General features: G+C 57.3%; 19 protein-coding genes and 6 tRNA genes. 2 read left to right on the forward strand and 23 right to left on the reverse strand.

All coding sequences use genetic code 11. From position 1 onward, the window contains the following. Window position 1: 1 nt before the first annotated feature. The 7 genes from mrdA to leuS form a co-directional block, all read right to left on the reverse strand. A complete protein-coding gene (mrdA, locus tag ET34_RS0119450) occupies window positions 2–1,903 on the reverse strand; it encodes a peptidoglycan DD-transpeptidase MrdA (RefSeq protein WP_031524849.1) in 1,902 nt (633 codons plus the stop codon). A gap of 26 nt (window positions 1,904–1,929) precedes the next feature. Next, complete coding sequence (gene rlmH / locus ET34_RS0119455) at window positions 1,930–2,397, reverse strand: 23S rRNA (pseudouridine(1915)-N(3))-methyltransferase RlmH (protein ID WP_024547826.1); 468 nt, start codon at window positions 2,395–2,397, stop codon at window positions 1,930–1,932. Between the two features lie 3 nt (window positions 2,398–2,400). Continuing rightward, the gene (gene rsfS, locus ET34_RS0119460) at window positions 2,401–2,718 is read right to left on the reverse strand and encodes a ribosome silencing factor (RefSeq protein ID WP_031524851.1); all 318 of its coding nucleotides are present in this window, start codon (window positions 2,716–2,718) and stop codon (window positions 2,401–2,403) included. Window positions 2,719–2,971: 253 nt separating this feature from the next. Then, window positions 2,972–3,628, reverse strand: coding sequence for a nicotinate-nucleotide adenylyltransferase (gene nadD, locus ET34_RS0119465; RefSeq protein ID WP_236633903.1), 657 nt, complete (start codon window positions 3,626–3,628; stop codon window positions 2,972–2,974). 7 nt (window positions 3,629–3,635) lie between these two features. Then, window positions 3,636–4,667, reverse strand: coding sequence for a DNA polymerase III subunit delta (gene holA, locus ET34_RS0119470; RefSeq protein WP_031524853.1), 1,032 nt, complete (start codon window positions 4,665–4,667; stop codon window positions 3,636–3,638). Then, entirely contained in the window at window positions 4,664–5,254 is a 591-nt protein-coding gene (gene lptE, locus ET34_RS0119475) for an LPS assembly lipoprotein LptE (protein WP_031524854.1), read from the reverse strand. The genes holA and lptE overlap by 4 nt, the downstream gene beginning before the upstream one ends. A 14-nt stretch (window positions 5,255–5,268) precedes the next feature. Beyond that, the gene (gene leuS / locus ET34_RS0119480) at window positions 5,269–7,851 is read right to left on the reverse strand and encodes a leucine--tRNA ligase (RefSeq protein WP_031524855.1); all 2,583 of its coding nucleotides are present in this window, start codon (window positions 7,849–7,851) and stop codon (window positions 5,269–5,271) included. 257 nt (window positions 7,852–8,108) lie between these two features. On the opposite strand from leuS, the gene ET34_RS0119485 reads away from it, so the two are divergent. Continuing rightward, the gene (locus tag ET34_RS0119485) at window positions 8,109–8,591 is read left to right on the forward strand and encodes a zinc ribbon-containing protein (RefSeq protein WP_031524856.1); all 483 of its coding nucleotides are present in this window, start codon (window positions 8,109–8,111) and stop codon (window positions 8,589–8,591) included. 50 nt (window positions 8,592–8,641) lie between these two features. Here the strand turns inward: ET34_RS0119485 and ET34_RS0119490 are convergent, their stop codons facing one another. The 9 genes from ET34_RS0119490 to miaB form a co-directional block, all read right to left on the reverse strand. Then, complete coding sequence (locus ET34_RS0119490; RefSeq protein WP_031524858.1) at window positions 8,642–9,367, reverse strand: amino acid ABC transporter ATP-binding protein; 726 nt, start codon at window positions 9,365–9,367, stop codon at window positions 8,642–8,644. Continuing rightward, a complete protein-coding gene (gltK, locus tag ET34_RS0119495; protein WP_031524860.1) occupies window positions 9,364–10,041 on the reverse strand; it encodes a glutamate/aspartate ABC transporter permease GltK in 678 nt (225 codons plus the stop codon). Before gltK ends, ET34_RS0119490 begins: the two co-directional genes overlap by 4 nt. Further along, window positions 10,041–10,781, reverse strand: a complete 741-nt coding sequence (locus ET34_RS0119500; RefSeq protein WP_031524861.1) for an amino acid ABC transporter permease — start codon at window positions 10,779–10,781, stop codon at window positions 10,041–10,043. Before ET34_RS0119500 ends, gltK begins: the two co-directional genes overlap by 1 nt. A 237-nt stretch (window positions 10,782–11,018) precedes the next feature. Then, a complete protein-coding gene (locus tag ET34_RS0119505) occupies window positions 11,019–11,930 on the reverse strand; it encodes an amino acid ABC transporter substrate-binding protein (RefSeq protein ID WP_031524863.1) in 912 nt (303 codons plus the stop codon). A 365-nt stretch (window positions 11,931–12,295) separates the two neighbouring features. Then, window positions 12,296–13,840: an apolipoprotein N-acyltransferase gene (gene lnt, locus ET34_RS0119510; RefSeq protein ID WP_031524865.1), complete on the reverse strand. Its 1,545-nt coding sequence runs from the start codon at window positions 13,838–13,840 to the stop codon at window positions 12,296–12,298. Window positions 13,841–13,845: 5 nt separating this feature from the next. Further along, window positions 13,846–14,724: a CNNM family magnesium/cobalt transport protein CorC gene (corC, locus tag ET34_RS0119515; RefSeq protein WP_031524867.1), complete on the reverse strand. Its 879-nt coding sequence runs from the start codon at window positions 14,722–14,724 to the stop codon at window positions 13,846–13,848. A 78-nt stretch (window positions 14,725–14,802) separates the two neighbouring features. Beyond that, a complete protein-coding gene (gene ybeY / locus ET34_RS0119520; protein ID WP_031524869.1) occupies window positions 14,803–15,270 on the reverse strand; it encodes an rRNA maturation RNase YbeY in 468 nt (155 codons plus the stop codon). After that, window positions 15,267–16,328 carry a PhoH family protein gene (locus tag ET34_RS0119525; protein WP_031524871.1) on the reverse strand — a complete coding sequence of 354 codons (1,062 nt, stop codon included), beginning with the start codon at window positions 16,326–16,328 and terminating at the stop codon, window positions 15,267–15,269. Before ET34_RS0119525 ends, ybeY begins: the two co-directional genes overlap by 4 nt. Before the next feature lie 223 nt (window positions 16,329–16,551). After that, window positions 16,552–17,976, reverse strand: coding sequence for a tRNA (N6-isopentenyl adenosine(37)-C2)-methylthiotransferase MiaB (miaB, locus tag ET34_RS0119530; RefSeq protein ID WP_031524873.1), 1,425 nt, complete (start codon window positions 17,974–17,976; stop codon window positions 16,552–16,554). 178 nt (window positions 17,977–18,154) lie between these two features. Between miaB and ubiF the strand changes: the two genes are divergently transcribed. Beyond that, window positions 18,155–19,330 carry a 3-demethoxyubiquinol 3-hydroxylase gene (gene ubiF, locus ET34_RS0119535; RefSeq protein ID WP_031524875.1) on the forward strand — a complete coding sequence of 392 codons (1,176 nt, stop codon included), beginning with the start codon at window positions 18,155–18,157 and terminating at the stop codon, window positions 19,328–19,330. A gap of 90 nt (window positions 19,331–19,420) precedes the next feature. On the opposite strand, the gene ET34_RS0119540 is transcribed toward ubiF, so the two are convergent. The 7 genes from ET34_RS0119540 to asnB all read right to left on the reverse strand — a co-directional run bounded on the left by ET34_RS0119540 (window position 19,421) and on the right by asnB (window position 21,926). Continuing rightward, a tRNA-Gln gene (locus ET34_RS0119540) sits at window positions 19,421–19,495 on the reverse strand. 37 nt (window positions 19,496–19,532) lie between these two features. Next, window positions 19,533–19,607: transfer RNA gene (locus ET34_RS0119545), tRNA-Gln, on the reverse strand. A gap of 6 nt (window positions 19,608–19,613) precedes the next feature. Next, a tRNA-Met gene (locus tag ET34_RS0119550) sits at window positions 19,614–19,690 on the reverse strand. A gap of 70 nt (window positions 19,691–19,760) precedes the next feature. Beyond that, window positions 19,761–19,835 (reverse strand) — tRNA-Gln (locus ET34_RS0119555). A 22-nt stretch (window positions 19,836–19,857) separates the two neighbouring features. After that, window positions 19,858–19,942 (reverse strand) — tRNA-Leu (locus ET34_RS0119560). Between the two features lie 7 nt (window positions 19,943–19,949). Further along, window positions 19,950–20,026 (reverse strand) — tRNA-Met (locus ET34_RS0119565). A gap of 235 nt (window positions 20,027–20,261) precedes the next feature. Continuing rightward, the gene (gene asnB / locus ET34_RS0119570; protein WP_031524877.1) at window positions 20,262–21,926 is read right to left on the reverse strand and encodes an asparagine synthase B; all 1,665 of its coding nucleotides are present in this window, start codon (window positions 21,924–21,926) and stop codon (window positions 20,262–20,264) included. Window positions 21,927–22,009 lie beyond the last annotated feature (83 nt).

Here is a 22,009-nt window from a genome sequence, read left to right on the forward strand (position 1 = left end):
GTTACTGGTCCTCAGCCCCTGCCTGAGCGGGCGCTTCAGCAGGCAAATCGGTGTTGTTGTCGCCCAGCATAATGTGGTCGAGGATCTGGCGCATGATGGTGCCGACCGCCGGACCGGCACCGCCGTTTTCCAGGATCATGGCCACGGCGACCTGCGGTTTATCGTAAGGGGCGTAGGCGGTCATCAGCTTGTGGTCACGCAGGCGTTCAGAAATTTTATGCGCGTTATAGGTCTCGTTCGCTTTCAGGCCGAATACCTGGGCCGTACCCGACTTCGCGGCGGCTTTATACGGCGCGCTGGCGAAGTACTTATGACCAGTGCCGTTAGCGCGGTTCGCCACGCCATACATACCGTCTTTGGCGATTTCCCAGTAGCCGGAGTGGATATCGCCCACCGGCGGCTGTTCCGGCTGCTTCCACAGCTGCTGCTTGCCGTCTATCACGGTGCTCATCAGCAGGTGCGGAACTTTAACGATGCCGTCGTTGATCAGTATCATCATCGCTTTGTTCATCTGCAACGGGGTCGCGGTCCAGTAGCCCTGACCGATGCCCACCGGAATGGTATCGCCCTGGTACCACGGTTTTTTAAAGCGCTTGAGCTTCCACTCACGCGTCGGCATGTTGCCGGAGCGCTCTTCGGCAAGATCGATGCCGGTAAAGTGACCGTAGCCGAACTTGCTCATCCACTCGGAAAGGCGGTCTATGCCCATGTCGTACGCCACCTGGTAGAAGAAGGTATCCGCGGACTCCTCCAGTGATTTGGTGACGTTCAGGCGGCCGTGGCCCCATTTCTTCCAGTCGCGGTAGCGTTTTTCACTGCCCGGCAGCTGCCACCAGCCAGGATCGAACAGCGAGGTATTGCGATTGATGACCCCGGCGCTCAGGGCTGAGACCGCAACATACGGCTTCACGGTGGACGCTGGCGGGTAGACGCCCTGGGTGGCGCGGTTAATGAGCGGCGTGTTCGGATCGTTGAGCAGGCCGGAGTAATCTTTGCTTGAGATGCCATCCACGAACAGGTTCGGGTTGTAGCTTGGCGTGGAAACCAGCGCCAGAATGCCGCCGGTACGCGGATCGCTGACCACTACGGCGGCACGGCTGCCCTGCAACAGGGTTTCAATATAGGTTTGCAGTTTCAGGTCGATGGTCAGATAGATATCATGTCCGGCCTGGGGCGAAACCTCTTTCAGCTGGCGGATCACGCGGCCGCGGTTGTTCACCTCGACCTCTTCATAGCCGGTCTGGCCGTGGAGCGTATCTTCGTAGTAGCGCTCAATCCCGAGCTTGCCGATATCATGCGTGGCGGCGTAGTTCGCCAGCTTGCCGTCCTTATCCAGACGGTCGATATCTTTATCGTTGATCTTTGAGACGTAGCCGATGACGTGCGTCAGGGCTGAGCCATAGGGGTAGAAGCGGCGCTTATAGCCTTTAACTTCCACGCCCGGAAAACGGTACTGGTTCACGGCAAAGCGCGCGACCTGCACTTCCGTCAGGTTGGTTTTTACCGGAATAGAGGTGAAGCGGTGGGAACGGGCGCGCTCTTTCTTGAAAGCGGCAATATCATCATCATTGAGGTCGACCACGTCGCGCAGCGCTTCGAGCGTCTGCTGCACGTTATCTACCTTCTCCGGCATCATCTCTACCTGATAGATAGTGCGATTCAGCGCCAGTGGGATGCCGTTGCGGTCGTAAATAATGCCGCGGCTCGGCGGAATAGGCACCAGCTTGATGCGGTTTTCGTTGGAGCGGGTCTGATAGTCGTTGAAGCGCAGGATCTGCACGGTGTAGAGATTGGCAACCAGAACGCCGGTTAACAGCAGAATGCCGATAAAGGCGATCAGCGCCCTGCGCACAAACAGTGCGGACTCTGCCGAATAATCGCGAAAAGAATTCTGTAATTTCATCCGCAGCTTAATCTACCTGATCGCGTCTATTCACGATGATATGGGTGATTGGTGGTGATGCTCCATGCACGATACAGACTTTCGGCCACCAGTACCCTGACCAGCGGATGGGGCAGGGTCAGCGCCGAAAGCGACCAGCTCTGTTCCGCCGCGGCTTTACAGGCGGGGGACAGACCCTCCGGGCCACCGATAAGCAAACTGACATCACGGCCATCGAGCTTCCAGCGCTCCAGCTCCGTCGCCAGTTGCGGGGTATCCCAGGGCTTGCCAGGAATATCGAGCGTGACGATGCGGTTTTTACCGGCAGCCGCCAGCATCAGTTCGCCCTCTTTTTCGAGGATACGCTTTATATCGGCATTTTTGCCGCGTTTTCCAGCAGGAATTTCTACCAGTTCAAACGGCATATCCTTGGGGAAGCGGCGTAAATATTCGCTAAAGCCGGTCTGTACCCAGTCGGGCATTTTGGTGCCGACGGCGACCAGTTGGAGCTTCACGCATCAGCTCCAGAGTTTTTCCAGCTCATACAGGCGACGGCTCTCTTCCTGCATGACGTGGACCATCACATCGCCGAGATCAACCACAACCCAGTCGGCGGCGCTTTCACCTTCAACCCCAAGCGGGATCAGGCCAGCGGCACGTGATTCCTGAACGACGTGGTCAGCAATAGAGACAACGTGGCGCGTAGAGGTGCCGGTACAGATAATCATACAGTCGGTGATGCTCGATTTGCCCTGGACGTCCAGCGCAACAATATCCTGACCTTTCAGATCGTCGATCTTATCGATGACGAAATCCTGGAGTGCTTTACCCTGCAAGTGTATCCCCCTGGGAACAGTAACGTTGATGATGACACCGGATGGCGCATCGCAAGCCTGACGAGCAGGCCCGGCCTGTAGGCAAGTGGGCTATCATCCCACTGCCGGCACGAGTTTGCATCGCCATTTTTGTAAAACAATTTCAAATTCAGCGTGGCGCATAGCCTCAAATCTGGCTGCGGAGAATATCAGCCTGGCAAACCCTGTCAATGTTTCAGCAGAATTATCCACATGAATACGCCGCCGCTGGAATTTATGCCGTCTGGCTGTCGGTGTGGTAGAGGCGGTGCGCGCGAATATAATTTTCCACTGCTTCAGGCAGCAGCTCGCGGCAGGACTGGCCGCGCTGAAGGCGCTGCCGAATGGCAGTAGCCGAGATATCCACCAGCGGCGTGTCGGCAAGCCAGATACGGCCTGCCGGTTCCTGATGCAGGAGGGCCAGGTCGTTGGTCAGATGGGCTTCCAGCCAGCGCTGTTCTTCTTCGCTTTTCATCTGCACCGGATAGCCCGGGCGGCGACAGACCAGAATGTGGCACAGCGACAGCAGGCGCGCGGCGTGATACCAGGTGGGAAGCGTCAGCAGTGAGTCCTGACCAATAATGAACGCCAGCGGACGTGTATAACCCTGCTCTTCACGCCACTGCGCGAGGGTGTCAGCAGTATAGGATGGCGTGGTGCGCTGCAGTTCGCGTTCATCGAGCGCGAACAGCGGGTTATCAGCAATTGCCAGAGCCACCATCGCTTTGCGCTGTATACTGCTGGCCATCGGCTGCGGGCGGTGGGGCGGCACGTTGTTCGGCATGATGGTGATACGCGCCAGCTTGACCTGATGCGCCAGCGCCTCGACTACGCGCAGATGACCGCAGTGGATAGGGTCGAAAGTGCCGCCGAACAGGGCGTGTAGCGCCATGCTCATCTCAGCGCACCGAAAGCAGGGGGGCGAGGGACTTATGGCACAGCAAGAGCGACAGTGCTTCCAGCTCTGACCATACCGACTGACCGAAATCCTGCTTTATCGTCAGCTCGATCTGACACAGCTGATGTACCGCACTGCTTAGCTGCGCGGCGGAAAGCCGGGCCAGAGCATCGGTTACCAGCTGGCGACGATTCTGCCAGACCCGCTGTTTGTCAAACAGTGTGCGCAGCGGCGTGTGGGCGGATGCGCGTTGCAGATTAACCAGTTGCAGCAGTTCTCGCTGCAGCGTACGCAGCAGGATCACCGGCTCGCTACCCTCCAGACGAAGCTGCTGCAGAATATGCAGCGCGCGCTTGCTCTTACCGGCCAGCAGGGCATCCACCCAGTGGAAGGGGGTAAAATGCGCCGCATCGTTGACCGCTTCCTCAACCCGCGGCAGCGTCAGCTTGCCGTCAGGCCACAGCAATGACAGTCGCTCCAGCGCCTGGGCCAACGCCAGAAGATTACCTTCATAGCAGTAACACAGCAGCTGGTTGGCGGCATCATCAAGCGAGAGCTTCATCTGCTTCGCCCTGGCAGCGACCCAGCGCGGTAGCTGTGCCTGTTCCGGCGTCTGGCAGCTCACCTGCACCGCACGCTGTGCCAGCGCTGCGATCCAGGCGGCGTTTTCCTGGGCTTTGGTCAGCTTGTTGCCGCGAACGATCAGCAGTAAGTCGTCATGCAGCAGGCTGACCAGCGTCGCGAGTTGTTCATTGATGGCGGCGTTGGGGCCGTTGTCGGGCAGCAGCAGCAACAGCGTCTGGCGGCTGGCGAACAGGCTCATCTCCTGGCACAGCGCAAACAGCTGTTGCCAGTCGGTGCTGGCGTCGATAGCAAAGGTATGGTGTTCTTCGAAGCCTGCCGCGGCAGCGGCACGGCGCACGGCGTCCTGACTCTCCTGCAGCAGCAACGGATCGTTACCAAGCAGCAGATACGCCAGGCGCAGCCCCTCATGGAGCTGCGCCTGGAGTTGTTCAGGGTAAAGCCGAATCATTGCGGTGTAAGCGTGGTGGAAACGCGGTTGCTGTTTTCCGGGTTGGTCGGCGCAGACGCCGCCTCATCTTGCGCTTTGGTTGCCGCCGCATCCTGAGCATGAACGCTCATCAGCTTACGAATCAGCTGCTCAGCGGCTTTGTCGTACATCTCCTGCACAATCAGCGCCTGCTCAGAGTCTTTTGCCAGAGCGGTCTGCGGGTTATCGAAGAAGGAACGATAAACCTTTGTGCTGATAGGGTAGACGTCATGCCCCGGAATCAATACCTGACCCGATACGTTCATCACCATCTGGTACTCCGCCGTGCGGCCATTCTGGAACACCGACGCCGTGTCTTTCGAGATGGACGCGCCGCCGATACGCAGCGACGGAATATCCTGACGCAGTGAGCCTTTCTCGATCAGCGTTACGCCGTTAAGACGCAGCTGTTCACGAATGGCACGCGCCAGCGGACCGTTTGGATCCGAGGTGTCAAAGATCATGGTTTTCATTTCAGGCGGCACCGCAGTGGTGCTGCGCAGATGCCAGCCACATCCGGCGGTGACCAGCACCGCCAGGCTTACTAATAAAGTCACCAGATATCGCACACTTCCTCCTGCGCTTAGCCTACAACCAGGTTAAGCAGTTTGCCGGGAACGTAAATCACTTTACGCACGGTCACGCCGTCGAGATATTTCGCCACCAGGTGCTCCTGGCCCGCGCGCTCACGCACTTGTTCTTCTGTCGCATCTGCGGCAACGGTGATTTTGCCACGCACTTTACCGTTAACCTGCACCACAACCAGGGTGGTGTCTTCCACCATGGCGCTCTCATCCGCCTGCGGCCACGGCGCGTTGTCGATATCGCCTTCGCCTTTCAGCTCCTGCCACAGCGTAAAGCTGACGTGCGGGGTGAACGGATAGAGCATGCGAACCACGGCCAGCAGCGCTTCGTTCATCAGCGCGCGATCCTGTTCGTTCTCCTGCGGTGCTTTCTGCAGGCGGTTCATCAGCTCCATAATGGCAGCGATGGCGGTGTTGAAGGTCTGACGACGACCCACATCATCGGTGACTTTGGCGATGGTTTTGTGAACCTCGCGACGCAGCGCTTTCTGATCGTCGCTCAGCGCAGCGATGTTCAGTGCAGGTACTTCGCCAGCAGCGGTGTGTTCGTAAACCAGTTTCCAGACGCGTTTCAGGAAGCGGTTAGCACCTTCCACGCCGGATTCCTGCCATTCGAGGGTCATGTCGGCCGGGGAGGCGAACATCATGAACAGACGCACGGTGTCTGCGCCGTAACGTTCAACCATCTCCTGCGGGTCGATGCCGTTGTTTTTCGACTTCGACATTTTGCTCATGCCGGTATACACCAGCTCGTGGCCCGCGGCGTCGCTCGCTTTAATAATGCGGCCTTTCTCGTCACGCTCGACGATGGCCTCTTTCGGGGAGACCCAGTTACGCTCGCCGTTAGCGCCAACGTAATAGAAGGCATCCGCCAGCACCATACCCTGACACAGCAACTGCTTAGCCGGCTCGTCGGAATTTACCAGGCCCGCATCGCGCATCAGCTTGTGGAAGAAGCGGAAGTAGAGCAGGTGCATGATGGCGTGTTCGATACCGCCGATATAGATGTCTACCGGCAGCCAGTAGTTAGCGGCGTCGGAATCCAGCATACCTTCCTGGTGCTGCGGGCAGGTATAACGCGCGTAGTACCAGGAGGACTCCATAAAGGTGTCGAAGGTGTCGGTTTCACGCAGGGCCGGCTGGCCGTTTACGGTCGTTTTCGCCCACTCCGGGTCGGCTTTAATCGGGCTGGTAATGCCGTCCATCACCACGTCTTCCGGCAGGATCACCGGCAGCTGGTCTTCCGGGGTTGGCATCACGGTGCCGTCTTCCAGCGTGACCATTGGGATCGGTGCGCCCCAGTAGCGCTGACGGGAAACGCCCCAGTCGCGCAGACGGTAGTTAACTTTACGCTCGCCAACGCCTTTGGCTGCCAGCTTATCGGCGATAGCGTTGAAGCCCGCGGTGTAATCAAGGCCATCGAACTCGCCGGAATTAAACAGCACGCCCTTCTCGGTCAGCGCCTGTTCGGAGAGATCCGGCGCGCTGCCGTCGGCGGCAAGAATAACCGGTTTGATGGTTAAACCGTATTTAGTAGCGAACTCGTAATCGCGCTGATCGTGGCCCGGAACCGCCATCACCGCACCGGTGCCGTATTCCATCAGCACGAAGTTGGCGGCCCATACCGGAATAGCGTCGCCGGTCAGCGGGTGAATCGCTTTGATGCCGGTATCAACGCCTTTTTTCTCCATGGTCGCCATTTCAGCTTCGGCAACCTTGGTGTTACGGCATTCGGCAATGAAGTCGCCCAGCGCCGGGTTAGCGGCGGCTGCAGCCTGCGCCAGCGGGTGACCTGCGGCTACCGCCAGGTAGGTCACGCCCATGAAGGTGTCCGGGCGGGTGGTGTAGACCGTCAGCTTCTCGTCGCTGTTCTGCACGTCGAAGGTAATTTCCACGCCTTCCGAGCGGCCAATCCAGTTGCGCTGCATGGTCTTAACGGTGTCAGGCCAGTGGTCCAGTTTGTCCAGATCGTTGAGCAGTTCGTCAGCGTAGGCGGTGATTTTAATAAACCACTGCGGGATCTCTTTACGCTCGACTTTGGTGTCGCAGCGCCAGCAGCAGCCGTCGATTACCTGTTCGTTAGCCAGCACGGTCTGATCGTTCGGGCACCAGTTCACCGCCGACGTTTTCTTGTACACCAGGCCTTTTTTATACAGCTCGGTAAAGAACTTCTGCTCCCAACGGTAATATTCCGGTTGGCAGGTCGCCAGCTCGCGGCTCCAGTCATAACCAAAGCCCAGCATTTTGAGCTGGTTTTTCATGTAGTTGATGTTGTCGTAGGTCCAGGGAGCAGGCGCCGTGTTGTTTTTTACCGCGGCACCTTCAGCCGGCAGGCCGAACGCATCCCAGCCGATAGGCTGCAGAACGTTTTTGCCGAGCATGCGCTGATAGCGGGCAATTACGTCGCCGATGGTGTAGTTACGAACGTGGCCCATGTGTAGACGACCAGAAGGATAGGGCAGCATCGAGAGGCAGTAGTACTTCTCTTTGCTCGGGTCTTCAGTCACTTCAAAAGTGCGCTTCTCTTCCCAGTGAAGCTGTACGTTGGATTCTATCTCTTCCGGGCGATATTGCTCTTGCATGGCAGCCAGTGGTCCTGTGTTAAAGCAGCTACAGCGGTAGCTAAAGGTAGTATTTCAGATCCGCATAGCATAGCCGATTAGCCCGCCTCGCAACAGTCTTTCCCGGCAGAGATGTTTGCCTTGCGGCGCGGCTCGCAATCATCTGCTCTGCTATGCGCTCTTTGCACTCCTTTACAGCAGATGTGGCTCTGCTAACAAAGCGACAGGCAATTAACGTCTATTATTAGAAGAGGTTACCTGACAGGAGATAAATACACATGAACAAGGTTGCTCAATATTACCGGGAGCTGGTGACCCAACTCACCGAGCGTCTGCGCAATGGCGATCGCGATATCGACGCCCTGGTGGCCAGCGCGCGTGAACGCGTCTCGCAAACCGGCGAGCTGACGCGCACTGAAATCGATGAGGTAACCCGGGCGGTACGCCGCGATCTGGAGGAATTTGCCAGGAGCTATAACGAAAGCCAGGATGAATTCACCGATGGCGTGTTTATGCGCGTCATCAAAGAGAGCCTGTGGCAGGAGCTGGCCGACATCACTGACAAAACCCAGCTGGAGTGGCGCGAAGTGTTCCAGGATCTCAATCACCACGGGGTCTATCACAGCGGTGAAGTGGTGGGGCTCGGCAACCTGGTGTGCGAAAAGTGCCACTATCACCTTGCCGTATATACGCCCGACGTGCTGTCGCTATGCCCGAAATGCGGGCATGACCAGTTCCAGCGTCGGCCATTTGAGCCGTAATAAAAAAGCCTTCCATCCGGAAGGCTTTTTTGATGCAAGCAGCGAAACGCTTAGTGCAGTATTTTTGCCAGGAAGTCTTTGGCGCGCTCGGATTTCGGGTTGGCGAAGAACTCCTCTTTATTGGCGTCCTCAACGATTTTCCCTTCATCCATAAAGATGACGCGATGCGCCACTTTGCGCGCGAAGCCCATTTCGTGGGTTACCACCATCATGGTCATCCCTTCCTGCGCCAGCTCGACCATCACGTCCAGCACTTCGTTGATCATCTCGGGATCGAGTGCAGAGGTCGGCTCGTCAAACAGCATCGCTACCGGGTCCATACACAGTGCACGGGCAATCGCCACACGCTGCTGCTGACCACCGGAGAGCTGCGCCGGAAATTTATTGGCGTGCGCCGACAGCCCGACGCGCTCCAGCAGCTTCAGCCCTTTCTCACGCGCAGCGGCTTTGTCGCGTTTGAGGACCTTCACCTGCGCCAGCGTCAGGTTTTCAATGATGGAGAGATGCGGGAACAGTTCAAAGTGCTGGAACACCATGCCAACCCGGGAGCGCAGCTGCGCAAGGTTGGTTTTCTTGTCGTTCACCTTGATGCCGTTTACGGCGATGTCGCCCTGCTGAACCGGCTCCAGCCCGTTCACCGTTTTAATCAGCGTGGATTTTCCGGAACCCGACGGGCCGCAGACCACGACCACTTCGCCTTTTTTTACCTCGGTTGAGCAGTCGGTCAGCACCTGAAAGTGACCATACCATTTTGAAACGTTTTTCAGGGAAATCATGACACTGTCCTTTTCTTCAGATAGCTGACCAGCAACGAGGCGCTCAGGCTGATAACAAAGTAAACAAAACCGGCAAAGAGGATCATCTCAACCTGCGTACCGTCGCGCTCACCGATAGTGGAGGCGGTGCGGAAGAAGTCCGCAAGGCTCAGGACGTACACCAGTGAGGTGTCCTGGAACAGCACGATCCCTTGGGTCAGCAGCAGCGGTACCATGGCGCGGAACGCCTGCGGCAAAATAATGAGCTTCATCGACTGCCAGTGGGTCATGCCCAGCGCCAGCGCGGCATGGGACTGCCCGCGGGAGATGCTCTGGATACCGGCGCGAATAATTTCCGAGTAGTAGGCGGCTTCAAACATCGAAAACGCCACCATCGCGGAAATCAGGCGGATATCCGACGTCGGCGACAGCCCCAGCACCTGTTGCAGCAGGCCGGGTACAATCAGGTAGAACCACAGCAGCACCATCACCAGCGGGATGGAGCGGAAGACGTTGACATAGCTGCTGGCAAACCAGGCCAGCGGCTTAAAGGTGGACAGGCGCATTACCGCCAGCAGCGTACCCCAGACAATCCCCACCACCACAGCCGTGAGGGTGATCTTCATGGTGATGATCATCCCATCAAGCAGGTACGGCATAGCAGGGACAATAGAACTCCAGTCAAACTCGTACATTATTTGCCCCCCATGTTGCCCGGCAGGCGAATTTTGCGCTCGACCAGATTCATTACCAGCATAATCACGGCGTTAATGACCACGTAAGCAAGCGTAATGGCGGTGAACGACTCCCAGGCGTGGGCCGAGTAGTCGAGTAACTTGCCCGCCTGCGCCGCCATATCCACCAGACCAATCGTCGAGGCGATGGCGGAGTTTTTCACCAGGTTCATCATCTCGGAGGTCATCGGGGGCACGATCACGCGATAGGCGTTAGGCAGCAGCACGTAACGGTAGGTTTGTGGCAGAGTGAGGCCCATTGCCAGACCCGCATTCTTCTGCCCGCGCGGCAGCGACTCAATCGCCGCACGGACCTGCTCGCAGACGCGCGCCGCCGTAAACAGCCCGAGACAGATCATGGACGAGACGAAGAACTGAATATTTGGGTCCAGCTCCGCTTTAAACCACATGCCGATATCTTCAGGCAGCAGCTCCGGCACCACCAGATACCAGGTAAAGAACTGCACGATCAGCGGGACGTTGCGGAACAGCTCAACGTAGCAGGTGCCGATTGCGGATAAGAAACGATTAGGAACCGTACGCAGAATGCCAAACAGGGAACCGACCAGGAAAGCGATAATCCAGGCGCTGATCGACAGGGCGACGGTAACCTGAAAACCACTCCACAACCAGCCGAGATAGGTGGTGTTGCCGAACGGGGCGGACTGCAGAAAGATCCCCCAGTTCCAGTCTATAGACATAATACACTCCGAAAAAATGAGGGTAGCAGCGCTACCCTCGAAGATTGTTAAGAAGCTGTTTACCCTTAGCGTTCAGGCGTCACGCTGTTTTTTTTGCCGTGCCGTTTGAGGGGCCGGCTGTGTTACCTGTACCTGCCGGGTAATTCGCGCCCGATGGGGAACGGCCATCAGGCGTATAGTCTGTCCGTGCTTCAGAGCAATCGTGAGGGCAGGAGGTCCCGCCCCTAATGGTTGTAATTAGTTAAGTGCCTTGTCGTTTGGCGCTTTGAACAGGGCTTTCATCTCTTCAGAAAGCTCAAAGTTCAGGTTCAGGTTTTTCGGTGGGATTGGGTTTTTAAACCAGGTATCAAACCATTTCGCGCCTTCGCCGGAGGTTTCCACTTTGGCGATGGTGTCGTCGATCAGCTTTTTGAACTCGGTGTCACCCTTGCGCAGCATACAGCCGTAGGCTTCCTGCGACTGGGCAGTACCGACGATATCCCACTGATCCGGTTTCTTCGCTTTCGCGCGCTCGCCGGCAAGCAGGGCATCATCCATCATAAACGCCACCGCACGACCGCTCTCCAGCGTACGGAAAGAGTCACCGTGATCTTTCGCGCTGATGATGCGCATATCCATTTTCTTCTCGTCGTTCAGCTTATGCAGCAGCACTTCAGAGGTGGTGCCGGAGGTCACGACCACGGCTTTACCTTTGAGGTCCGGGAAGTCCTTAATCGCGCCGCCTTTTTTGGTCAGCAGACGGGTGCCGACAACGAAGATGGTGTTAGAGAAAGCTGCCTGTTTCTGGCGCTCAAGGTTGTTAGTGGTGGAGCCACACTCAAAATCAAAGGTGCCGTTCTGCAGCAGCGGAATACGGTTCTGAGATGTGATAGGGATCAGTTTGACCTGCAGATCCGGTTTGTTGAGTTTGGTTTTAACTGCCTCAACAATCGCATTTGAGTAAGCCTGGGAGTAGCCGACCACTTTCTGTTGGTTATCGTAGTACGAGAATGGTACGGATGATTCACGATGGCCGACGACGATCACGCCGTTTTTGGCGATCTTATCCAGCGTGCTCGACTGCGCGGAGCCAGCAGCGTCTTCAGCGTGAGCCACGCCAGCGCTGACACCCATTACCAGCATTGCAGCGGCCAGTTTACGTAATTGCATATCCAACTCCTTTATCGCAGCGCCAGTGACGCTGTTGATACCCATGTGAGTGCGTATGTTGTTATGTCTGCCGTAATATCGCGCAGTATTGTTGCTATTTGTTAACATTCAGCCTGGCTTGATGTAAAGATTTCGCTATTAAATTGTTTATTTTTGCGAAGCGGGCCGCACCATTTAAAGGCAAAAATCTTTCCATGCACCATTCTGGTGCTGCTGTTGTCCCGCACTGGTGCAGATGAGGCTGTCGGGCCTGACATCGCGGCGGATGGCTAATCTGTTGATAAGTAATAAGCAAGGGATGTGCCAGAAATGGTAAACGCGGAGCGGGGAACAAAAAAAAGCCCGCAGAGGCGGGCTTTGAGGGATTATGCCTTACGACGTCGAGCGCGCAGGCTGGCAATCAGCGCGACAAATCCGGCCAGCGCGGTGAGCGCCCACAGCGGCCAGTTACCAAAACGCGCATAAGGCGTCAGGCCGGTGGTTGGCGTAACCTCAGCGACCAGCGTCTGCCGCGTGAACTGCGGGATCATCGACTGGACTTCGCCCTGCGGGCCAATCACCGCCGTCACGCCATTGTTGGTGCTGCGCAGCAGCGGTCGCGCCAGCTCCAGCGCGCGCATACGCGCCATCTGGAAGTGCTGCCACGGGCCGATAGAGTGGCCAAACCAGGCATCGTTGGAGATGGTGAGCAGGAAATCGGTATCCGGACGGAAGTTGTCCCGCACCTGCTCGCCGAGAATGATCTCGTAGCAGATCGCGGCCGTCATTTTAAAACCGTGCGCGCTAAGCTGGGGCTGGACGTAAGGCCCGCGGCTGAACGAGGACATCGGCAGGTCGAAGAACGGGGCCAGCGGACGCAGAATGCTTTCCAGCGGCACAAACTCGCCAAACGGCACCAGATGGTTTTTGTTGTAGCGGTTAGGGGAGGTGTAGCTGTAAGGGCTGCCCTCGCCGAGGGTAATGATGGTGTTGTAGGTGTCGTAACGGTTTTTGCCGTTCAGACGCGCATCCACCAGACCGGTAATTAATGTACTGTTACGCGCGCGCAGCAGCGAGTCCATGGTGGAGAGCAGACGCTGCTGGTTAATCTCCAGGTCCGGAATAGCGGATTCCGGCCAGATAATCAGCTGGGATTTACCCATCTGCGCCTGCGTCGCGGAGGTGTAGATATCCAGCGTGCGATACAGCTCGTCCTCATTCCACTTTAGCGCCTGAGGGATATTGCCCTGCACCAGCGCAACCTGAGTGGTACGCTCCGGCACGGCGCTAAACCAGCTCAGATAGCGCAGCGGCCAGACCAGGGCAAACAGCGCCACGGCCAGCGCCAGCGGACGCCAGTTACGGTGTGCTGCCGCCAGCACCAGCATACCGCTTATCGCCATCAGCAGGACGGTGATGCTCTCCACCCCGAGGATCGGCGCCAGGCCTTTTAACGGCCCGTCAATCTGGCTATAGCCAAACTGCAGCCACGGGAAACCGGTAAGCACCCAGCCGCGCAGAAATTCGCTGCACTGCCACACCACCGGCGCGGCGATAACCAGCCTTACCCAGCCCGCAGTCGGCCACAGGCGCGTCAGCACCCCGGCAAACAGTCCGGTGTAGAGCGAGAGATACGCGGCAAGCAGAACCACCAGGAAGATGTTAACTGGCTCCGGCATACCGCCGAACTGGGCGATACTGACGTAAACCCAGTTGACGCCGCTGCCGAACAGACCCAGCCCCCAGAAGAAGCCAATGGCGGCGCTTTGCCTGACGGTGCGATGCAGCGTGAGTCCCTGCAGCGCAACCAGTGAAATCAGCGCGGCGGGCCAGAAATCAAAAGGAGAAAAAGCCAGCGTACCGCTGGCTCCGAATAGCAGGGCCAGCAGCAGTCGAACTGGCTGGCGGTTATACCAGGAAACAACTTCCATTTGAATTATTCATCCAGGTTTGGCGGCGGGGCATCGTCCGGGAATTTGACATGGACCTGAATCACGCGGCGGCTGTCCGCCATCGCCACTTTGAACTGGTAACCATTAATGTCGATGGTTTCACCGCGCGCAGGGAGATGACCAAATGCCTGCATCACCAAGCCACCGATGGTGTCAACTTCATCATCGCTGAAGCTGGTGCCAAAGGTGTCGTTGAAATCTTCAATCGACGCCAGAGCGCGTACCGTCCACGTATGGCGGCTCAGCTGGCGGAAATCGATATCCTCTTCGTCATCGTATTCGTCTTCAATCTCACCGACGATAAGCTCAAGAATATCTTCAATGGTCACAAGGCCCGACACGCCGCCGAACTCGTCAATCACAATCGCCATGTGGTAGCGCAGGGAGCGAAACTCTTTCAGCATGCGGTCTACACGCTTGCTTTCCGGCACCACAACAGCCTGACGTAGCACTTTATCCATGCTGAAGGCTTCCGCATCGCTGCGCATAAACGGCAGCAGATCTTTCGCCATCAGGATCCCTTCGATGTGATCCTTATCTTCACTGATGACCGGGAAACGCGAGTGGGCTGACTCAATAATGACGTCGAGACACTCATCCAGTGTCTGGTTGCGTTTCAGGGTGACCATCTGTGAGCGGGGGATCATGATGTCGCGGACGCGCTGGTCAGCAATATCCATCACCCCTTCAAGCATATCGCGCGTATCTTCATCGATAAGCTCGTTCTGCCCGGAATCACGAATCAAAGCCAGCAGCTCTTCACGGTTTTTTGGCTCGCCGTGGAAAAGCTGACTCAGAATGAGTGAGAAAAATCCTTTTTTGGTATTAGGTGAATCGCTACTGTGTGAATTGTCGTCGCTCATGGCGTTCGTTCAGGTTCTCGTGTTGGTTGATGTCTGCAACCCCGCAGTGGCGGGGTGCGATACAGTGGCACAGGCCGGTTACTCTTTCTCGGCAATGTACGGATCGGCGAAGCCCAGGGCAAGCATTATCTCTGTCTCAATCCCTTCCATCTCTTCGGCTTCGTCGTCTTCAATATGGTCATAGCCCAGCAGATGCAGACTACCGTGGATCACCATATGCGCCCAGTGGGCGTTGAGCGGTTTATCCTGCTCGACCGCTTCGCGCTCCACAACCTGGCGGCAGATAATCAGATCGCCCAGCAGCGGCAGCTCAATGCCCGGCGGGGCCTCAAATGGGAAAGAGAGCACGTTGGTGGACTTATCTTTGCCGCGGTACGTCAGGTTCAGTTCGTGGCTTTCCGGCTCGTCTACCAGGCGGATAGTCACTTCCGCTTCTTCCTGAAACTGGGGGATCACCGCATCCAGCCAGGCCTGAAACTGGGCTTCATCCGGAAGCCCGGTGGTGTCTTCGCAAGCCACTTGTAGATCTAACATCACCTGGCTCATTGACGCTCCTGCGAGCCGGCGTCATGCGCCTGCGCTTCACGTTTACGCTCGGCGGCCTGCTCGGCTTTACGCTTCTGCTCCGCCTCTTCCCAGGCTTCATAGGCGATAACGATGCGCGCGACCACCGGGTGGCGCACCACGTCTTCGCTGTGGAAGAAGTTAAAGCTGATCTCCTCCACGCCGGAGAGCACGTCAATGGCGTGACGCAGGCCGGATTTGGTGCTGCGCGGCAGGTCGATCTGGGTAATGTCGCCGGTAATCACCGCTTTCGAGTTAAAGCCGATACGCGTCAGGAACATTTTCATCTGTTCGATGGTGGTGTTCTGGCTCTCATCCAGAATGATGAACGCGTCGTTCAGCGTACGGCCACGCATGTAGGCCAGCGGCGCGACTTCAATCACGTTGCGCTCCATCAGCTTTTCAACGCGCTCGAAGCCCAGCATTTCGAACAGCGCATCGTAGAGCGGACGCAGATAAGGATCGACCTTCTGGCTGAGATCCCCCGGCAGGAAGCCGAGTTTCTCACCGGCTTCTACCGCCGGACGGGTCAGCAGAATACGACGGATCTCCTGACGCTCCAGCGCATCCACCGCCGCTGCGACCGCGAGGTAGGTTTTACCGGTACCCGCCGGGCCAACGCCGAAGGTGATGTCATGGTCAAGAATATTGGCGATGTACTGCGCCTGGTTTGGCGTACGCGGCTTGATCACGCCACGTTTGGTTTTGATGTTTACCGCTTTGCCAAACTCGGGCACGCTTTCGGCGGTCTGTTCCAGCACGCGGGATTCTTTGATCGCCAGGTGAATGTTTTCCGGATCGATGTCGTTAATCTGACCGCGCACCGGGGCGGTATCAACATAGAGATCGCGCAGAATGTTCACGGCAGCGTTCACGCATAGCGTTCTGCCGGTGAGCTTAAAGTGGTTATCGCGACGGTTGATTTCGATGCCCAGACGTCGTTCGAGCTGCTTAATATTGTCGTCGAACGGGCCGCACAAACTCAGCAGACGGGCATTGTCTGCAGGTTCCAGCGTTATTTCACGTGTATCGATATTCAAACTTATCCTCTTGTCTCACGGGACGGCTAAGGTGGACCAAAGCCTTACGGAATTTTCACAGGCCTGTGTGAAGTATTCACGGCACCGGAAAAAGGCGCAAGCATTGGGGATGATATTTGGGTGCTGCTTTCAGAAAGCAAGGGCAAAAAAGGAATTTGCTGGAGCAGGGCTGTACGGCGGAACCGCACAGCCCGGACGGCCCGCAGAGCGGGGCCGGATGACGTTACGGCTGGTAAATCCCGACGCCGATGTCGTTCTCTTTACGCGTGCGGGCAATGACCGACGCCGGCGTTTCCGCCACGCGCAGGCCCATCTCCGCTTCGGTGCGCACCAGCCTCGCGCGCAGGGAGTTTGGCAGCACTTCGGTGATCTCAACGTCAACAAACTTACCGACCATATCCGGGGTGCCTTCGAAGTTCACCACGCGGTTATTTTCGGTGCGGCCCGACAGCGCCATGATGCTTTTGCGCGAGGTGCCTTCCACCAGAATGCGCTGGGTGGTGCCGAGCATGCGGCGGCTCCACGCCATCGCCTGCTGGTTGATGCGATCCTGCAGAATATAGAGACGCTGTTTCTTCTCCTCTTCCGGAACATCATCCACCATGTCCGCCGCCGGGGTGCCTGGGCGCGCCGAGAAGATAAAGCTGAAGCTGACATCAAAGTTCACTTCAGCGATAAGCTTCATGGTCTGTTCGAAGTCCTGGGTGGTTTCGCCCGGGAAGCCGACGATAAAGTCGGAGCTGATCTGAATATCCGGACGCGCCGCGCGCAGCTTGCGAATGATTGCTTTGTACTCCAGCGCGGTGTGGGTGCGGCCCATCAGATTCAGGACGCGATCAGAACCGCTTTGCACCGGCAGGTGCAGGAAGCTCACCAGCTCAGGGGTATCGCGGTACACCTCGATAATATCGTCGGTGAACTCGATCGGGTGGCTGGTGGTGAAGCGGATACGATCGATGCCGTCGATGGCCGCCACCAGACGCAGCAGATCGGCAAAGGTGCCGGTGCTGCCGTCATAGTTCTCTCCGCGCCAGGCGTTGACGTTCTGGCCAAGCAGGTTGACTTCGCGCACGCCCTGCGCAGCAAGCTGGGCGATCTCAAACAGAATATCGTCGCTCGGACGGCTCACTTCTTCCCCGCGGGTGTACGGCACCACGCAGTAGGTACAGTATTTATTGCAGCCTTCCATGATGGAGACGAAGGCGGTCGGGCCATCAGCACGCGGTTCCGGCAGGCGGTCAAATTTTTCGATTTCCGGGAAGCTGATATCCACGACCGGACTTTTCGTGCCGCGCACCTGGTTAATCATCTCCGGCAGACGATGCAGGGTCTGTGGGCCAAAGATAATATCGACGTAGTGGGCGCGCTGGCGAATATGGTCACCTTCCTGCGAGGCCACGCAGCCGCCGACGCCAATGATGATGTCGGGATTTTTCGCCTTCAGCAGCTTCCAGCGACCCAGCTGATGAAACACTTTTTCCTGAGCCTTCTCGCGGATTGAGCAGGTATTGAGCAGCAGCACGTCGGCCTCTTCAGCCACGTCGGTCAACTGATAACCGTGGGTTGCGTCCAGCAGATCGGCCATCTTGGATGAATCGTACTCGTTCATCTGACAGCCCCAGGTTTTAATATGGAGTTTTTTTGTCATCGACTTGCTCATGCTTAAGTTAAAGCCAGGATTGCAGGCCGCGTATTGTAATGCTTTGCTGAGGATGTGACCAGCCTGAAGCCCGGATTGCTGGCGTGGGCGTTCGCAATGCGGTGACAGGCAACGCGCAGGCAAAAAATCCGGTACACTTGAGGGATCAGCGAAAGGATAAATGACTATGGCAAATCAACCCATTGACGTCGCCGTTGTAGGCGGAGGCATGGTCGGCGCCGCCGCGGCGCTGGGACTGGCGCAGCAGGGATTCACGGTCGCGGTTATCGATCATGCGGAGCCGCCGGCCTTTGACCCCGCCGCACCGGTGGACGTGCGTATTTCGGCCATCAGCAGCGCCTCGGTGGGGCTGTTGCGCAGCCTTGGGGTGTGGGAGGCGATTCAGGCGATGCGCTGCCACCCCTACAGCCGGCTGGAAACCTGGGAGTGGGAGAGCGCGCAGGTGGTGTTTGACGCCGCCGATCTCAACCTTCCCGAGCTGGGCTACATGGTAGAGAACAACGTGCTGCAGCGTGCGCTCTGGGAGCAGATGGTGGCACACCCGCGTATCACGCTGCGTTGCCCGACGACGCTAAGCGCGCTGCATCGTCACGCCGACAGCAGCACGCTGGAGTGCGCGGATGGTGAGACGCTGACGGCGCGGCTGGTCGTCGGTGCCGACGGCGCTAACTCCCAGGTCCGCCGCTGGGCCGGGATTGGCGTCCATGCCTGGCAGTACCAGCAATCCTGCATGCTTATCTCGGTTAAATGCGAGAATGCGCCAGGGCGCAGCACCTGGCAGCACTTTACGCCCAACGGCCCGCATGCGTTCCTGCCGCTGTTTGATTCCTGGGCTTCACTGGTGTGGTACGACCGGCCGGCACGTATTCGCCAGCTGCAGGGCATGAGCATGGCGCAGCTGAAGCGCGAAATTAATGTACATTTCCCGGCGCGGCTGGGTGAGGTAACCCCGGTTGCTGCGGGCGCGTTTCCGCTAACCCGGCGTCATGCGGTGGACTACGTTCAGCCGGGGCTGGTGCTGGTGGGCGATGCGGCGCACACCATTCACCCGCTGGCGGGGCAGGGGGTAAACCTGGGTTATCGCGATGTGGATGCGCTGATTGACGTGCTGGCCAACGCGCGCAGCGTCGGCGAGAACTGGGCGAGCCTTGAGGTGCTCAAACGCTATCAGCGTTGTCGTCAGGCGGATAATTTCCTGATGCAGAGCGGGATGGATCTGTTCTACGCCGGGTTCAGCAATAACCTCGCACCGCTGCGCGCGCTGCGTAACATCGGATTGATGGCAGCGAATCGCGCTGGCGTGTTGAAACGGCAGGCGCTGAAGTACGCGCTAGGGCTTTGAGTCAGGCTGATAAGTGAAAGGGCGGGAAACCGCCTTTTTTTGTGGACGGCTGAAAAGCAAAAAGCTCGCCGAAGCGAGCTTTTTTAAGAGTGGCTGGGGTACGAGGATTCGAACCTCGGAATGCCGGAATCAGAATCCGGTGCCTTACCGCTTGGCGATACCCCAACAGGGCGCGTTTATCAGATAAACGACTTTTCAAATTTGGCTGGGGTACGAGGATTCGAACCTCGGAATGCCGGAATCAGAATCCGGTGCCTTACCGCTTGGCGATACCCCAAGAAAGTGGTGGCTACGACGGGAATCGAACCTGTGACCCCAGCATTATGAGTGCTGTGCTCTAACCAGCTGAGCTACGTAGCCAAATTGTACTGCTTTACCCGTATTTCTACCGGTATGACCTTCGCGTTAACCTGCGCAAGTCGGGAAAATATGGCTGGGGTACCTGGATTCGAACCAGGGAATGCCGGTATCAAAAACCGGTGCCTTACCGCTTGGCGATACCCCATCCGTGCAACGCTTATTGGGAATGGTGCGGGAGGCGAGACTTGAACTCGCACACCTTGCGGCGCCAGAACCTAAATCTGGTGCGTCTACCAATTTCGCCACTCCCGCAAAAAGATGGTGGCTACGACGGGAATCGAACCTGTGACCCCAGCATTATGAGTGCTGTGCTCTAACCAGCTGAGCTACGTAGCCATCTTTTTCGCGTTACCTTATCGGCGTTGCGGGGCGCATTATGCGTATTGGGCCTGGAAGCGTCAACACATTTTTTGCCGAAAATTATCCGTAAGCTGACTGTTTGACCAGCTTACGAACAGCTTGCTGCAATATTCGGCAATTATTGGATAACTCTCCCTTTTATGCCGCATTTTTGTACGTCATCGTAGCCAAAAAGAAGGGCCCCGCGGGGCCCTGGAATCACAACCGACGCTTATTTATACGCCGACTGATGCACGCCTACCGCACGGCCTGACGGATCGTTCATAGTTTTGAACGCTTCGTCCCATTCGATGGCTTTTGCCGAAGAACAGGCAACAGACGGGCCGCCCGGGACACACTCCGCCGCGCTCGGCAGCGGGAACAGCTCTTCGAAAATTTCGCGGTACAGGTACGCTTCTTTAGAAGACGGCGTGTTGTACGGGAAACGGAAGCTGGCTGTGGCTAACTGCTGATCGGTAACCTGCTCAGCGGCCACTTCTTTCAGGGTGTCAATCCAGCTGTAGCCCACGCCGTCGGAGAACTGCTCCTTCTGACGCCACGCCACGCTCGCCGGCAGATAAGATTCAAAGCATTCGCGCAGCACATGCTTCTCCATTTTGCCGTTGCCACACATTTTGTCCTGCGGGTTGATGCGCATTGCAACATCAAGGAACTTCTTGTCGAGGAAGGGCACGCGCGCTTCTACGCCCCAGGCGGACATCGCTTTGTTGGCGCGGGCGCAGTCAAACATATGCAGCGCCTGCAGCTTGCGCACCGTCTCTTCATGCAGCTCTTTCGCATCCGGCGCTTTATGGAAGTAAAGGTAGCCGCCGAACACTTCGTCAGAACCTTCGCCGGAGAGCACCATTTTGATGCCCATGGCTTTGATCTTGCGCGACATCAGGTACATCGGGGTTGAGGCGCGAATAGTGGTCACGTCATAGGTTTCGATGTGGTAGATCACATCGCGGATAGCATCCAGCCCTTCCTGCACCGTAAAGTGAATTTCGTGGTGCACGGTGCCGAGATGGTTAGCTACTTCCTGCGCTGCTTTCAGATCCGGCGAGCCTTCGAGACCGACGGCAAAGGAGTGCAGCTGCGGCCACCAGGCTTCGGAGCGCTCCTGATCTTCCACGCGGCGCGCGGCGAATTTTTTGGTGATAGCGGAAATTACCGACGAATCCAGCCCGCCTGAGAGCAGCACGCCGTATGGCACGTCAGACATCAGGTGGCTTTTCACCGCGTCTTCCAGCGCCTGGCGCAGCTCGGCTTTATCCGTCACGTTGTCTTTTACCGCGTCATAGTCGAACCAGTCGCGATGGTAATACGGGCGGATCTCGCCGTCCTGGCTCCACAGATAGCTGCCGGCCGGGAACTCTTTGATGGTGCGGCAGACCGGCACCAGCGCCTTCATTTCGGAGGCGACATAGAGGTTGCCATGTTCGTCATGACCCATGTACAGCGGAATGATGCCGATGTGGTCGCGGCCAATCAGATACGCATCTTTTTCACTGTCGTAGAGCACGAAGGCGAACATGCCCTGCAGCTCGTCGAGAAACTCCGGTCCCATTTCCTGGTAGAGCGCAAGGATAACTTCACAGTCAGAGCCGGTCTGGAACGGATAGCGGTCGCCGTATTCTGCGCGCAGCGCCTGGTGGTTGTAGATTTCGCCGTTCACGGCCAGGGCATGAGTTTTTTTCTGGTTGTACAGCGGCTGCGCCCCGGCGTTCACGTCCACGATCGACAGACGTTCGTGGGCGAGAATCGCTTTATCGCCGGCATAGACACCGGACCAGTCCGGGCCGCGGTGGCGCATCAGGCGGGAGAGTTCGAGCGCTTTTTTACGCAGCTCAACCGCGTCAGTTTTAATATCCAGTACACCAAAAATGGAACACATAACCTTCTCCGTTAAGCTTTGCCGTGATGTTGTGTCGAATTATCTGTCATTGCGGTTAAGGCTGTTTTTCTCGCAGTGACGTA

Origin of the sequence: Siccibacter colletis (genome assembly GCF_000696575.1) — a bacterium.
GTDB lineage: Bacteria > Pseudomonadota > Gammaproteobacteria > Enterobacterales > Enterobacteriaceae > Siccibacter > Siccibacter colletis.

Bases quoted from the DNA above. Each gene is read 5' to 3' on its own strand.
- mrdA (WP_031524849.1), bottom strand. From the start codon at position 1,903: ATGAAATTACAGAATTCTTTTCGCGATTATTCGGCAGAGTCCGCACTG.
- nadD (WP_236633903.1), bottom strand. From the start codon at position 3,628: ATGGCGCTACACGCCCTGTTCGGCGGCACTTTCGACCCTATCCACTGC.
- holA (WP_031524853.1), bottom strand. From the start codon at position 4,667: ATGATTCGGCTTTACCCTGAACAACTCCAGGCGCAGCTCCATGAGGGG.
- leuS (WP_031524855.1), bottom strand. From the start codon at position 7,851: ATGCAAGAGCAATATCGCCCGGAAGAGATAGAATCCAACGTACAGCTT.
- ET34_RS0119485 (WP_031524856.1), top strand. From the start codon at position 8,109: ATGAACAAGGTTGCTCAATATTACCGGGAGCTGGTGACCCAACTCACC.
- ET34_RS0119490 (WP_031524858.1), bottom strand. From the start codon at position 9,367: ATGATTTCCCTGAAAAACGTTTCAAAATGGTATGGTCACTTTCAGGTG.
- gltK (WP_031524860.1), bottom strand. From the start codon at position 10,041: ATGTACGAGTTTGACTGGAGTTCTATTGTCCCTGCTATGCCGTACCTG.
- ET34_RS0119500 (WP_031524861.1), bottom strand. From the start codon at position 10,781: ATGTCTATAGACTGGAACTGGGGGATCTTTCTGCAGTCCGCCCCGTTC.
- ET34_RS0119505 (WP_031524863.1), bottom strand. From the start codon at position 11,930: ATGCAATTACGTAAACTGGCCGCTGCAATGCTGGTAATGGGTGTCAGC.
- lnt (WP_031524865.1), bottom strand. From the start codon at position 13,840: ATGGAAGTTGTTTCCTGGTATAACCGCCAGCCAGTTCGACTGCTGCTG.
- corC (WP_031524867.1), bottom strand. From the start codon at position 14,724: ATGAGCGACGACAATTCACACAGTAGCGATTCACCTAATACCAAAAAA.
- ybeY (WP_031524869.1), bottom strand. From the start codon at position 15,270: ATGAGCCAGGTGATGTTAGATCTACAAGTGGCTTGCGAAGACACCACC.
- miaB (WP_031524873.1), bottom strand. From the start codon at position 17,976: ATGACAAAAAAACTCCATATTAAAACCTGGGGCTGTCAGATGAACGAG.
- ubiF (WP_031524875.1), top strand. From the start codon at position 18,155: ATGGCAAATCAACCCATTGACGTCGCCGTTGTAGGCGGAGGCATGGTC.
- asnB (WP_031524877.1), bottom strand. From the start codon at position 21,926: ATGTGTTCCATTTTTGGTGTACTGGATATTAAAACTGACGCGGTTGAG.